The sequence below is a fragment of the Pseudomonas oryzihabitans genome, from assembly GCF_032027545.1.
Classification (GTDB): domain Bacteria; phylum Pseudomonadota; class Gammaproteobacteria; order Pseudomonadales; family Pseudomonadaceae; genus Chryseomonas; species Chryseomonas oryzihabitans_F.
This window is the reverse complement of record NZ_JAVSJB010000114.1, coordinates 1-348: the sequence shown is the minus strand read 5'-3', so window position 1 is coordinate 348 and position 348 is coordinate 1. Positions and strand designations below refer to the sequence as shown.

1 protein-coding gene is annotated in these 348 nt (G+C 70.1%); it reads right to left on the bottom strand.

Annotated features, from left to right (window positions below; translation table 11 throughout):
* Window positions 1-348, bottom strand: a 348-nt coding sequence (locus tag RND78_RS27965; protein WP_312733488.1) for a pyridoxal-phosphate dependent enzyme, incomplete at both ends; no start/stop codon positions are given.

Sequence of the window (348 nt, the reverse complement as noted above, 5' to 3'; positions counted from 1 at the left end):
GGCGTCGGGAAAGGCGTCGCCATGCAACACCACCTCGCCGCCGCGGGACTGGACGCCGATGACTTTGAGTTCCGGGGTGGTGCGCGGCATGACGATGATCGCCCGCACGCCCAGTTCGCGCGCCGCCAGGGCCAGGCCCTGGGCATGGTTGCCGGCGCTGGCGGCGATCACGCCACGCGCCTTTTCCGCGGTCGAAAGACTCGCCAGCTTGGTGTAGGCGCCACGGACCTTGAAGGAGAACACCGGCTGCAGGTCTTCGCGCTTGAGCAGCACCTGGCAGCCCAGCCGCTCGGACAGCGCCCGCGCCGGTTGCAGGGGCGTTTCGATCGCCACGTCGTAGACGGGGGC